The sequence below is a fragment of the Lysobacter niastensis genome (assembly GCF_015453285.1).
GTDB lineage: Bacteria > Pseudomonadota > Gammaproteobacteria > Xanthomonadales > Xanthomonadaceae > Lysobacter_J > Lysobacter_J niastensis.
Map to the genome: position 1 here is coordinate 98,529 of NZ_JADLZT010000010.1, position 12,719 is coordinate 111,247.

The 12,719-nt window shown below is 70.2% G+C and carries 8 protein-coding genes; 2 read left to right on the top strand and 6 right to left on the bottom strand.

Annotation, left to right across the window (positions count from 1 at the left end):
- Positions 1 to 19: 19 nt before the first annotated feature.
- From tsaB to mrcB, 4 genes are all read right to left on the bottom strand, one after another.
- Entirely contained in the window at positions 20 to 733 is a 714-nt protein-coding gene (tsaB, locus tag IU514_RS16555; protein ID WP_194932245.1) for a tRNA (adenosine(37)-N6)-threonylcarbamoyltransferase complex dimerization subunit type 1 TsaB, read from the bottom strand.
- A gap of 36 nt (positions 734 to 769) precedes the next feature.
- On the bottom strand, positions 770 to 2,845 hold the full coding sequence (yoaA, locus tag IU514_RS16560) for a DNA repair helicase YoaA (RefSeq protein WP_194932246.1): 2,076 nt from the start codon (positions 2,843 to 2,845) through the stop codon (positions 770 to 772).
- Positions 2,846 to 3,109: 264 nt separating this feature from the next.
- A complete protein-coding gene (locus IU514_RS16565) occupies positions 3,110 to 3,676 on the bottom strand; it encodes a hypothetical protein (RefSeq protein WP_228760820.1) in 567 nt (188 codons plus the stop codon).
- 5 nt (positions 3,677 to 3,681) lie between these two features.
- Positions 3,682 to 6,078 carry a penicillin-binding protein 1B gene (gene mrcB, locus IU514_RS16570; RefSeq protein WP_324187859.1) on the bottom strand — a complete coding sequence of 799 codons (2,397 nt, stop codon included), beginning with the start codon at positions 6,076 to 6,078 and terminating at the stop codon, positions 3,682 to 3,684.
- Positions 6,079 to 6,205: 127 nt separating this feature from the next.
- On the opposite strand from mrcB, the gene IU514_RS16575 reads away from it, so the two are divergent.
- Entirely contained in the window at positions 6,206 to 8,308 is a 2,103-nt protein-coding gene (locus tag IU514_RS16575) for a glycosyltransferase (RefSeq protein WP_194932249.1), read from the top strand.
- Between the two features lies 1 nt (position 8,309).
- Here the strand turns inward: IU514_RS16575 and IU514_RS16580 are convergent, their stop codons facing one another.
- The gene (locus IU514_RS16580; RefSeq protein ID WP_194932250.1) at positions 8,310 to 9,860 is read right to left on the bottom strand and encodes a tetratricopeptide repeat protein; all 1,551 of its coding nucleotides are present in this window, start codon (positions 9,858 to 9,860) and stop codon (positions 8,310 to 8,312) included.
- 95 nt (positions 9,861 to 9,955) lie between these two features.
- Positions 9,956 to 12,127, bottom strand: coding sequence for a RelA/SpoT family protein (locus IU514_RS16585; protein ID WP_194932251.1), 2,172 nt, complete (start codon positions 12,125 to 12,127; stop codon positions 9,956 to 9,958).
- Between the two features lie 66 nt (positions 12,128 to 12,193).
- Here IU514_RS16585 and IU514_RS16590 point away from each other — a divergent pair, with 66 nt between their 5' ends.
- Positions 12,194 to 12,700, top strand: a complete 507-nt coding sequence (locus IU514_RS16590; protein ID WP_194932252.1) for a hypothetical protein — start codon at positions 12,194 to 12,196, stop codon at positions 12,698 to 12,700.
- Positions 12,701 to 12,719 lie beyond the last annotated feature (19 nt).

Consider the following 12,719-nt stretch of genomic DNA (forward strand, 5'->3'; position numbering starts at 1 on the left):
GCGTTGCGGCCCTGAGTGATCAGCGCGATTCGCGCAGCGCGCGTTGCTGTTCGATCGTCAGCGCGACGTTGTTGCGCAGGTAGGCCGGCTCGACCGACTCCGCCGCAACCGCTTCGCCGCGTGCGAATGCATGCACGGCCAGCCACGCAACGTCGGCCGCATGCGGCAAGGCGTTCGCGTCGATGGATTGCAGGCGTGAAGCCAGGCGCTGCGCCAGCACGCCTTCGGCAGCCGCGAAACCCGTGCCCACGCCGAGCCAGCCGGCGTCATCGCCTGGTATCGCCACCTGCGCCGGCGCCATGACCGCTTCTTCGCCGAGCGCCTGGACGCGATCGCTCCCGATCACGAACGGAGCGGCGTAGACCTCGCCCATGCGTGCATCGATGGCAGCCAGGACGCGCGCGCCCTCTCCCGCGCCGGACGCCCTGGCTCGCATGGCCAGCGCAGCGAGCGTCGACACCGGCACGACCGGCCGGTCCAGCGCCAATGCAATGCCCTGCGCCAGTGCGATCGCCAGGCGCACACCGGTGAAGGCGCCCGGGCCGCGGCCGACCGCGATCGCATCGAGCTGCGAGCGCGCGAGGCCCGCGTCGGCCAGCAACTGCTCCGCCCACGGCAGCGCCAGTTCGGCGTGGCGGCGTGGCGCCAGGTCGAAACGCTCGCGCACGTCGCCGTCGATCGACAAAGCGACCGACAGCGCTTCGGTGGAGGTTTCGAAGGCGAGGAGCTTCATTCCGGGACTCGGCAGCGGGGGCGCACTGGCGCGCCGTCAGGCGGATTCTACCGGCCCAACCTGCTCTGCCGGCGCGAAGAAGGCCTGCACGTCCTCGATGCGCCGGGTCTTGGGAAGCGGCGGCAGCGAATTGAGGAACACGCTGCCATAGCTCTTGCTGCTCAGGCGCGGATCGCAGAGCACCAGAACGCCGCGGTCGCTCTCGTTGCGAATCAGCCGGCCGGCGCCCTGCTTCAGCGCGATCACCGCCTGGGGCAGTTGCTCGTCACGGAACGGGTTGCCGCCATTGCGGCGGATCGCATCGAGCCGTGCTTCGAACACCGGATCGTCCGGCGCGGCAAATGGAAGCTTGTCGATGATGACCACGCTCAGCGCCTCGCCGGCGACGTCGACGCCTTCGCGGAAGCTGGCAGCGCCGAGAAGCACGCCGTTTCCGGAGGCGCGGAAGCGTTCCAGCAACACTAGCCGCGGCGCTTCGCCCTGCACGAACAGCGGCCACGGCCCGTCGCGCAGCAACTCGGCCGCCTCGCGCAGCGCGCGATGCGAGGCGAACAGGACGAACGCGCGTCCGCCCGAGGCCTCCAGCACCGGCCGCAACTTTTCGACCATGCTTTCGTTGTAATGGCGCACGATCGGATCCGGCAATCCGCGCGGCAGGTAACACAACGCCTGCTCCTGCCAGTCGAACGGGCTGGGGACCAGCAGTGTCTGCGGCGGGTCGTCGCCCTTGAGGAACAGGCCGAGCTTGATCGCGAAGTGTTCGAAGCGGCCGCCCACGGCCAGCGTCGCCGACGTGAACACCCAGGCCGCCTGCGAACGTGCGCGGTGCTGCGCCAGGGGGCCGGCCACGTCCAGCGGCGTGCGGCTCAGGCGGAAACCGCGCGCGGTCAGTTCGTACCAGAGGACGCTGCCGTCGTCGCGCGGCTTCTTCTTCGGTGATTCGGCATCGTCCTGCGACGAATCTCCGGCATCGACGTCAGCGAAATCCTCGGCGAACTCGTCTTGCTGATCGTGCGCCGGATCGCCGCCATCGTTGCGCCAGCGCCGCAGGCGCCCTTCGAATTCCACTGCTCGCGCGGCGCAGGCATCGAATCCCGGCGACGTCGGCGCCAGTGGCTGCAGCACCGCCTGCAACTGGCGCAGCGCGTCCTCGAGCGCATCGAACGCGTCCTCGACCGCAGGCACTTCAGCGGCGCGGCGGCGCGTGCCGCGCACCGGAAGCTCATCCATGGCCGCGCGCAACGAGCGCACGCTTTGTTCGAGCACGCGCGCCGGTTCCTGCACGGCTGCGAGTGCCGAGGATACGTTGCGGCATTCGGTCAGCGCATCGCGCGCGAGTTCCACCAGCGGCCGCGCGCTGATCGCCTCACCGAAGAACTGCGCGGCGAGGTCGGGCAACTGGTGCGCTTCGTCGACGACGAAGGTCTGCGCGCCCGGCAGGATCTCGCCGAAGCCCTCCTGCTTGAGCGCCAGGTCGGCCAGCAGCAGGTGGTGGTTGACGACGACCAGGTCGGCGGCCTGCGCGCGCTGGCGCGCCTGCACGACGAAGCAGTCGCCGAACAGCGGGCACTCGCTGCCCAGGCAGTTCTCCGCGGTGCTGGTGACCATCGGCAGCAGCGGCGATTCGTCGGGCAGCGCTTCCAGTTCGGCCAGGTCGCCCATGCGGGTGCGACCCGACCAGGCGACGATACGCTGGAACTGCGCGGCGAGTTCGCGCGTGCCGAAGCGTGGCTCGCCCTGCGCCTGGCGCATGCGGTACAGGCACAGGTAGTTCGCGCGCCCCTTCAGGAGCGCCGTCTTCAGGCCGATACCGAGCGCATCGCGCACGCGTGGCAGGTCGCGGTGGTAGAGCTGGTCCTGCAGCGCGCGCGTGCCGGTCGAGACGATCGTCTTCTTGCCCGACAGCAGCGCCGGGACGAGGTAGGCGAAGGTCTTGCCGGTGCCGGTGCCGGCTTCGGCCAGCAGCGTGCCGCGCGTGTCGACGGCGTCGCTGATCGCGGCGGCAAGGTCCTGCTGGGCTTCGCGCACGGCGAAGCCGGGAATGTTGCGGGCGAGTTCGCCGCCGTCGGCCAAGGCCGCGCGGCTGGCCTCAGCGAGGCGGCTTCCGGTCATGCGCTAGGGCCTGTTAACGCCGATGGACCAGGCCGCGCCGGACCGGAGCGCGTGCGAGGCAAGGAAGAGTGAGGAAGTGTATGTCGATCCACGCCCGGACGCCGCATCGCGCGCGCTCAGGTCCGGCCCTTCGGGTTGCTTCTCACAGGCCGCGATGCAGCGCCGCGCGGCTTGACCTTGCAGGCAGCAAGGCGCGGCGCCACGCAACACCACCTGGCGGCCTGTGAGAAGCAACGCGGACTGGTCCATCGGCGTTAACAGGCCCTAGTAACGCGGCGGCGCGGCGACGGTACAGGCGTCGCGCTTCTGCCGGGCTTGCTGGATCGCGGACTGGCGCGTGGCGGCTTCGGCCTGCGCGGCGGCGTCCTGGTTGCGCCCCGCGGGCGTCGCGGCATGGCCGCGCATGTCTATCGCCTGCGCGACGGTCTCCCAGTGCCGACGGCACAGCGGCCCGACCTGCGAGCCCAGTCCGATCGCGCGCCGTGCGAACTGCTCGGCGGCATCGGCCTGTCGCATCAGCAGCGCGACTTCGGCGCGCTCCTGCAGCAGCGCCGGATCTTCGGCATTGATCGCCAGCGCCTGGTCGAGCGCGGCAGCGGCTTCCGCGTCCTTGCCCTCCCGTTCCAGACGCAAGGCGTCCTCACGCAGATCCTCGACCTGCGTGTCGCGCAGCGGCCGCACATCGAGCTCGCTGGATTCCGCACCGCCGGCAGCACGCACCGCGGCCACCGCGGCTCGTGCGTCGAACGCAGGCTGCGGTGGCGCCGGGGGCGCCGTCGTGCACGCCGCCAGCAGCGCTGCGCCGGCCAGCAGGAGCATGCGCGGGCGCATCGACGTCACGGCGTTTCGTCCTGCGTCGCGGGCGTCGCCGGTTGTGCATCGGCCTGCGTCTTTTCTTCCTCGCGCTTGCCGAAGCCGAACCATTCGCGCCAACCCCCACTTTCTTCCTCGGCGATCGGCTCCGGAGCCGGGCACGGCGTGTACGACGGCGCGAACCCGGCGACGAAGGCGAAGCGGCGTGCGCTGGCGCAATCGGGATCGGTGGTGTGCGTACCGGTGACCCACTGCCAATCCAGGCCCTTGTCGCCCACCTTCAGCGGCGCGGTCGGCAGGCGCGAGAAGATCGACGACCACACGCGCATCGCACCGGTGGCGCCATACAGGCCGGTTTCCTTGTTCTGGTCGTTGCCGACCCAGATCACCGCCAGGTGATCGCCGGTCCAGCCGGCGAACCAGCTGTCGCGGCCGTCGTTGCTGGTACCGGTCTTGCCGGCCGGCGACAGGCGTCCGAGGCCGTCGCGGATCAGCTGCGTGCCGGTGCCGTTGGACACGGCCTGCTGCAACGCGACGGTGATCAGGCGCGCGGCAATGGCATCGCCTTCCTGCGCGGGCGCCGGGGCCTTGTCATAACGATTGACCGCCTTGCCGTTGGCATCGAGCACGCCACGCACGGCGTGCAGCGGCTGGATCTCGCCGCCCGACGCGAGGAACTGGTACAGCTGCGCCATCGCGTACGGGCTCTGGTCCACCGCACCGAGGATCAGCGCCGGATTCGGCTCGGCCTCGATGCCGGCCAGCGTGCGGATCAGCGCGGCGATGCGCTCGGGATCGACCTGCATGCCGACGCGCACCGTCGCCTGGTTGTACGACATCGCCAGCGCATCGATCAGGTGCACGCTGCCATGGCTGCGGCCGTCGGAGTTGCCTGGATTCCAGTTCTTGCCCTTGCCCAGCTGGACCGTGACCGGGGTGTCGTCGACCCAGCTCGCCAGCGAGTACTTGCCGGGCTGCGCCAGCGCCAGCAGGTACACGAACGGCTTCAGCAGCGAGCCAACCGGTCGCTGTGCCTCTACCGCGCGATTGAAGCCGTGCTCGGCGATGCTGCGGCTGCCCACCACGGCGACGACTTCGCCGTTGTGCACGTCAGTGACCACCAGACCCGCCTGCAGCGGCGGACGCGTCTTGTGGTCCAGGCTCTTCAGCGTGCGCGTCACCGCCGCTTCGGCCAGGCCCTGAGCCGACGGCGACATGCCGCTCATCACGCTCAGGCCGGCGCCGGACAGCGCATCGGCCGGATAGTCGCGGGCGAGCTGGCGGCGAACCAGGTCGACATAGGCCGGGAAGCGGTTGGCGGCGACGCTGCCGGGCGTGCTGGTCACGCCGAGCGGCGCCTTCAGCGCACGCTGGTATTCGGCGGCGTCGATCAAGCCGGTTTCATGGAACTCGCCGAGCGCGAAGTTGCGGCGCTCCAGCGCGCGCTCGGGGTTGCGACGCGGGTCGTAATACGACGGGCCGCGCACGATGCCGACCAGCAGCGCGATCTGCTCGGTGGAGAGGTCGCGCAGGTCGCGCCCGAACCAGAACTCGGAAGCGGCGGCGACGCCGTGGATCGCCTGCGCGCCGCGCTGGCCGAGGTAGACCTGGTTGAGGTACGCCTCGAGGATCGTGCGCTTGTCGTAGCGCGCATCGATCAGCAGCGCGTAGAGGATCTCCTTGCCCTTGCGGGTGAGCGTCTGTTCGCGGCCGATGCCGAGCAGGCCGCTGCGGGCCAGCTGCTGGGTCAGCGTACTGGCGCCCTGCTTGCGGCCGGTGGCGGTCTTGAACGCCGCGCGCACCATGCCGGTGACGTCGATGCCGAAGTGGGAGTTGAAGTCGCGGTCCTCGACCGCCTGCAGGCCGGTCACCAGCAACTCGGGGACCTCCTCGATCCGCACCAGGCGGCGCTCTTCCTGCTTCTGGCCATACAGCGTGGCGATGCGCGCCGGGTCCAGGCGCGCCGACTTCAACGACTGGCGGCGCGTGGCCTCGCGCAGCGACGCGACCCGGCCGCCGGACAGCACGACCTCGAGCCGGCGCGCGGGCACGGCGCCGTCGACGTCGTTGAAGCCGCGGCTGGAGATCAGCCAACGCCCGCCGTTGCGGGCGTAGGTGCCCTCACGCGCGCCGTCGCCGGCGTGGTAGGCCGCGGCGTCCAGCTCGGTCTTCAGCGTGGTGGCGTCGATCGTGAGGCCCGGCGCGAGCTCCAGCGGGCGTGCGTAGACGCGTGTAGGAATCTGCCAGCGCAACTGCCCGAAGCGCTCGCTGACCTCGTGGTTCAGGTACAGCGTGTAGGGGATCAGGAATCCGAGGCCTAGACCGGCGGCGGCCAGCACCCAGGTGACCAGGCGGCGGCGCCACTGCGGGTGTTCGCTGTCTTCGCTGGTTTCGTCTTCGTCGTAATCGATTCGGGCCACGGCATGGGACAATGACAGGGCTGCGCCCTCGTGAAGGCGAGTCTAGCGCAGCCGGCCCCGCCATCCCCGAGCGGCCGGCCGCACGAGCAATCGCAGTACGGAGTTCCTTCAGCATGGCGGTGAATCGATGGGCATGACCTGGGGCGACCTCCGGTTCCTGCTGGACCGGGGCACCGGTCTGGCCCAACGCGGCATGACCAGCCTGCGCACCCGGGGACTCCAGGCCACCTGGCAGCGAGTGCTCAAGCAACTTCAGCGTGTGCCGGTGGAACAGCGCGCGGCGCTGTACCTGCCGGAGGAGGCGCCGTTCGCGCCGTTCGCGGTGCCCACCAGCGCGTCGCCCAGGGCCAGCATCGTCATTCCGGTCTACAACCAGTTCGGTCACACGCTCGCGTGTCTGCGCGCGATCGCCGCGCATCCACCGCAGGCATCGATCGAATTGATCGTGGTCGATGACGGCTCCTCCGACGCCACCGAAACCTCGCTGCGCCAGATCGAAGGGCTGCGTTACCACCGCCGCGCGACCAACGGCGGTTTCATCGCCGCCTGCAACGATGGCGCATCGCTGTCTCGCGGCGAATACCTGGTGTTCCTCAACAACGACACCGTGCCGCAACCGGGCTGGCTCGACACGCTGCTGGCGACGTTCGACCGTCATCCCGGCACCGGCCTGGCCGGTTCGCAACTGGTGTATCCGGACGGACGGATGCAGGAAGCCGGCGGCATCGTGTTCGCCGATGCCAACGGCAACAACTACGGCCGTTTTGGCGCGCCCGACCACCCGCGCTACTCGTTCGTGCGCGAAGCCGACTACTGTTCCGGCGCGGCGATCGCCATCCCTCGCGACCTGTTCGCGAAGCTCGGCGCCTTCGACACGCGCTACGCGCCTGCGTATTACGAAGACACCGACCTCGGCTTCGCGGTGCGTGCGGCGGGCCTGAAGGTGTTGTACCAGCCCGCCTCGCGCGTGCTGCACATGGAAGGCGTCACAGCGGGCACCGACCCGCGGCAGGGCGTGAAGGCCTACCAGGTGCGCAATCGCGGCGTGTTCGCGGAGAAGTGGCGCGACGCACTGAAGTCGCAGCCCGGGCCGGATGCCGACGTCGACGCGGCCGCGCTGGCTGCGCGTCACGGCACGGTGCTGATCGTCGACAACTACACGCCGCGGCCCGATCGCGACTCCGCGTCGCTGCGCCTGATCAACCTGATGCGCCTGCTGCGCGAGGAAGGCGTGCACGTCGTGTTCTTCCCGGGCGACCAGGGCCATGCAGGTGCCTATACGCGCGCCCTGCAGGATCTAGGCGTGGAAGTCTGGCATTCCCCGTACGCGAAGGCGCCGCCTGCCTGGCTGCGCGAGCACGGCCATCGCTTCGACAGCGTCATGGTGAGCCGCCACCACCTGATGCGCGAATGGCTACCGCTGCTGCGCCGCCATGCACCGCAGGCGCGCGTCGTGTTCGACAGCGTCGACCTGCATTACCTGCGCGAGCGCCGTGGCGCCGAACTGGCCAACGACCGCACGCTGCTGCGTGCCGCCGAGCGCACCCGCGCCCTGGAACTGGACATCATCGCCCGCAGCGACGCCACGCTCGTCGTCAGCGACGTGGAGCGCCAGTTGCTGGCTCAGGACGCACCGCAGGCGCAGGTGGACATCCTTTCCAACCTGCACGATGTCCACAGCTCGGGCCAGTCTTTCGAGCAGCGCCGCGACATCGTCTTCGTCGGTGGCTTCCGCCATCCGCCGAATGTCGGTGCCGTGCAGTGGTTCGCCAGCGAAGTGTGGCCGCGCGTGCACGCACGCCTGCCGGGTGTTTCGTTCCACTGCATCGGTGGCGACGTGCCGCCGGCCATTGCCGAACTGGCACGCGTGCCCGGCATCGTCGTGCACGGCCACGTGCCCGACCTGGATCCCTACATGGACGGCGCGCGCCTTGCGGTCGCACCGCTGCGCTACGGCGCGGGCGTCAAGGGCAAGGTCAACCTGAGCATGGCCCACGGCCAGCCGGTGATCGCCACCACGTGCGCGGTCGAGGGCATGCACCTGCACGATGGCGAGGACGTACTGGTGGCGGACGACCCGGTCGCGTTCGCCGACGCCGTGGTACGCGCCTACGAGGATGCCGCGCTGTGGCAGCGGCTTTCGGAGAACGGCCTGCGCAACGTGCAGGCGCACTTCTCGCTCGATGCCGCGCGCGAGGTCGTGCGCAGGCAGCTCCTGCGTCGCGCCTGAGTCAATCGTGCGCGGCTGAGGCCGCGCGCACGCGGTTGGCGAACTCGGCCAGCCCGCTCGCCCCCGGATCCATCGTGCGCGCTGCGTTCAGCGCGGCATTGGCCGATTGCAGTTCGCCGGCGCCCAGTCGCTCGTAGCCGACCGCGATCCACCGCTGCGCCAGGCGCCGCCGCGCTTCCGCATTGACGGCGTTGCTGCCCTCCAGCAGCTGCCAGGCATCGAGGCAGGCACCAGCGCGGTTGAGCCGGTTGCTGCGCAGCTCGTCCTCGAAGCAGCGCTTGGCCGCGGGCAGCAGGCGCATCGATGCCGCCTGCACGCCGGCATCGCCCGGCGCCATCGCACGCGCCGCGCGCACCTTGTCGAATGCGCTGTCACCGGGCGGCGTCAGCAGGTCGCCGCGCGCCTCGGCGGCGGCGGCATCGGAAAGCAATTGCTTCAGCCGGCGCTGGCGCTCGGCCGGCGGCAACGAAGTGGCATGCCGTTGCTGCGACTGCCGCGCACGCACGACATGGCGCCGCGCTTCCGCCAGCGATGGAGCATCGGGATCGATGGCTTCGGCTTCGCGCAAAGCGGCGTTGGCTTCCTCGAAACGGAAGTCGGACGCGAGCTTCTCGCCGCGCGCCGCGTACGCATCGGCCAGTTGCGAGATGCCGCGTTCGGCCTCGCTGTCCTCGGGGTTGGCGGCGATCAGGCTGCGGTATCCCTCCAGCGCCTGCGGCAGGCGGCCGCGGCGTAGGTCCTCTGCCGCCTGACGATGGCGACGGTCGGCCTGGCGTGCGAGGTCGGCCAGCGCATCGGGGAGTTCGACATGGCCGGGATCGGCGGCCTGCACTCGATGGATCTGCGCGGCGGCCGCGGCGAGTTCTCCGCGCGTGAGCATCTGCCGCGCCGACTGCAGCAGGTCGGCCAGCGTGTCCTCGCGCCCTTCCAGCGCCTGGATCTGGTCGGGCTGCAGCGTCAGCACGCGCTGGTATAGCGGCAGCGCCGCGTTGGCATCGCCCTCGAGCCGGCCATCGCGGCGCGCCTGCGCGGCGCGCGCCAGGAGTTCGTCGGTGCCGGAGTCGGCGGCTTCGCGCGCGCGCAGCTCGTTGGCCAGCTTCTCGGTCTGCGCACGCGGCACCGCCAGCTCCTGTGCCAGCGCGAGCATCCTGTGCGCATCGGCGTAGCGGCCGGCCACGACGGCATCGCGCCCCTGCTTCAATGCGGCCTGGCCGACGCGGGCGAGTCCTTCGCGCGCATCCATGCGGTCGGGATCCAGGGCCAGCGCGGCCTCGTAGAGTTCGCGCGCGCCCTTGCGATCGGGCGAGGTCAGGCGTCCTTCGAACAGCGCCTGGGCCGCGTCGGCACGCAACTGCTGTGCACGCGTATCCGGCCACAGCAGGTTCGACAGCGGCTGGCGCAGCAACAGGAGCAGCACGATCGCCACCAGGCCGACCACCAGCCAGCGCGCAGCCGCGAAGGTCCGGTGCTGGCCGGTGCCTTCCTCGCCTTCGCGGAAACGCAGTGCGTCGATGCGACCGAGCCTGGGCTCGATCCTGGGCCGCGCCTTCACGGACACGCCTTCATGCAGGCCGCGCTCACTGTCTGGCCGTCGTTCATTGGGCCATCAGCATAAATGCGCGGCGTGCCTCCGGCATGAAGGCCGGTTCATTGTCGCTGGGCATATTCCACGCCGGGCAGAGACGACAGCTTCCCCAACAGGGTCGAGAGCTGGCCGTAGTCGGCCACGCGCAAGCGCAGGCGCAGCCTCACCTGCGCACCGTCGCGCTCGACGTCGCTGCGGATGCTGAGCACATGGGCGTTGCCCTGCGCGATCAGGTTGGTGACTTCCTTGAGCAGCCACTTGCGATCGAGCGCCAGCACTTCGACATCGACTTCGTAACCACTGCCGGCGCGCCCCCACTCGACCGGCAACACGCGCTGCGGCTGCGCGGCGGCCAGGCGCTGGAAAGCAGCGCAGCCGGGGCGATGCACGCTGACGCCACGGCCGCGCGTCAGGTAGCCGACGATCGGCTCACCCGGCAGCGGCTGGCAGCAGCGCGCCAGCTGCACCAGCAGGTTGCCCACGCCTTCGACGGTGAAGTCGGTGCTCTTGCTGGGCAGGCGCCGCGGTGCCGGCGCGGTAGTCGTGGTCGAGGTGGCGGCCGCAGATGCCTGCGGCGCGGCGGCCGCGCGCTCGTGCTCGAGCAGCGCGCGCACGACCTGGTGCGGGCCGATGTCGCCGAGCGCGACCTGCACGAGGACCTCGCCGTCGCTGGCCAGGTTGAACTTCTCGCGCGCCGGCGCGAGGTCCGCGCCGAGCAGGCCGACGCGGCGCAGTTCCTTGTCGAGCAGCTCCTTGCCCGCCGCCTCGTTGCGCGCGCGGTCGAGCTTGTGGAACCACGCGCGCACCTTGTCGCGCGAACGGCTGCTGGCGAGGAAACCGTTGGCCACGACCAGCCAGTCGCGCCTCGGCTCGCCGGTCTTGGCGGTGAGGATCTCGACACGGTCGCCGCTGTGCAGCTTGTGGTCCAGCGGCACGATGCGTCCGTCGACCTTGGCACCGCGGCAGCGATGCCCGACCTCGGTGTGCACGTGGTAGGCGAAATCCAGCGGCGTCGCGCCAACGGGGAGGTCGATCACCTCGCCCTTGGGGGTGAGCACGTAGATGCGGTCCTCCACCAGTTCGGTGTCGAACTCGCCCGACAGCGTCGCGTCCTCGCGCCCCGGCTCCGCCGACGCCTCGAGCAGGCGGCGCATCCACGCGATCTTGCGGTCGAACGCCGCATCGGCGCTGTGGCTCCCGACTTCCTTGTACTTCCAGTGCGCCGCCACGCCCAGCTCCGCCTGCCGGTGCATCTCGTGCGTGCGGATCTGCACCTCCAGCGTCTTGCCTTCCGGGCCGACCACGGCGGTGTGCAGCGAGCGGTAATCGTTACGCTTCGGCCGGGCGATGTAGTCGTCGAACTCGCTCGGGATCGGCGCCCACGTCGCATGCACCACGCCGAGCGCGGCATAGCAGTCGGCCAGGCTGTCGACCAGCACGCGCACCGCTCGCAGGTCGTAGAGCTCGCCGATCGGCACGTGCTTGCGCTGCATCTTCTTCCAGATGCTGTAGATGTGCTTGGGGCGGCCGGCGACTTCGGCGCGGACGCCCTGTGCGGCCATCGCGTCGCGCAGCGTGTGCTTGACCTCGTCGATGTAGCGCTCGCGATCCACGCGCTTCTCGTCGAGCAGGCGCGCAATCTGCTGGTACGTGGCCGGTTCCAGATAGCGGAACGCCAGGTCTTCCAGCTCCCATTTCAGCTGCCAGATGCCGAGGCGGTTGGCGAGTGGCGCATGGATGTCGCGGGTCAGCGCAGCCAGTTCGCGGCGCTCCTCTTCCGGCAACTCGTCGGCCCGGCGCATGCGCGCGAGCTGCCGCGCGAGCAGGATCGGCACGACGCGCAGGTCGCGCACGATCGCCAGCAGCAACCGGCGCAGACCCTCGTTGCCCGCCTGGCCGTGGCGCTCGGCATGCAGCGCCCATACCTGCGCAGCGGCGCGCTGCCCTTCGAGCAGCACCGCGACCGAGGGGAAATCGCGCTCGATGTTGATGCCGAGCGCGGCCTGCCACCCCGGATGGGTGTGCAGGATCGCCGCACACACGGTGTCGCCATCCGCACCGAGCAGCGCCAGCGCGTCGAGCATGCTCGCCACGGTCTTCGGCGGATCGGTGGCCTCACTGTCGAGCGGCGCCGCCGTGGCCGCCTGCTCCAGCGCGCGACGCAGCGGCGCTGCGATCGCCGCGGCAGCGGGATGCGACAGCACGAGCTCGGACGTGGAAGGCGTTACAGCCATGGGTGGAACAACGGGCGGCCGGGGGGACGGTCTACACTAGCGAGCAAATGTCCCGAGGAACAGCGCATGCGCCTGACCCGCAAACGCCCGCTTACCGCCGGCCTGCTCGCCACCGCCCTGGCCCTGTTCCTGCTCGCGCCTTGCGTGGCCGCCCAGCAGCGGATCGAGCAGCAGATGACGCCGGAACAGATCAAGGCCACCGGCCTGGACCGCCTGACGCCTGAACAGCTGGCCAATCTCAACGCCTGGCTGAACGGCAAGCTCGAACTCGAGACCACCAAGGCCGCGGAGTCCGCCAAGAAGAAGGTCGAGCAGGAAAACCGCGGCTTCGCCAGCTTCGGCTCCAGCGAGCCGGTGACCGGCCACATCAGCGGCGACTTCCGCGGCTTCGGCCGCGGGCGCAACTACACACTCGACAATGGCCAGGTCTGGGAACAGGTCGACGACGCCACGCTGGCCGGCACGCGCCTGACCAGCCCCCAGGTCAAGATCAGTCCGAGCCTGGTCGGCAACAGCTGGTACATGTCGGTCGAGGGCTTCAACACCCGCGCCAAGGTCCGGCGCGTCAAGTGACACGATACGAAACGACACC

Bases quoted from the DNA above. Each gene is read 5' to 3' on its own strand.
- IU514_RS16590 (WP_194932252.1), top strand. From the start codon at position 12,194: ATGCGCCTGACCCGCAAACGCCCGCTTACCGCCGGCCTGCTCGCCACC.
- tsaB (WP_194932245.1), bottom strand. From the start codon at position 733: ATGAAGCTCCTCGCCTTCGAAACCTCCACCGAAGCGCTGTCGGTCGCT.
- IU514_RS16565 (WP_228760820.1), bottom strand. From the start codon at position 3,676: ATGCGCCCGCGCATGCTCCTGCTGGCCGGCGCAGCGCTGCTGGCGGCG.
- yoaA (WP_194932246.1), bottom strand. From the start codon at position 2,845: ATGACCGGAAGCCGCCTCGCTGAGGCCAGCCGCGCGGCCTTGGCCGAC.
- IU514_RS16585 (WP_194932251.1), bottom strand. From the start codon at position 12,127: ATGGCTGTAACGCCTTCCACGTCCGAGCTCGTGCTGTCGCATCCCGCT.
- IU514_RS16575 (WP_194932249.1), top strand. From the start codon at position 6,206: ATGGGCATGACCTGGGGCGACCTCCGGTTCCTGCTGGACCGGGGCACC.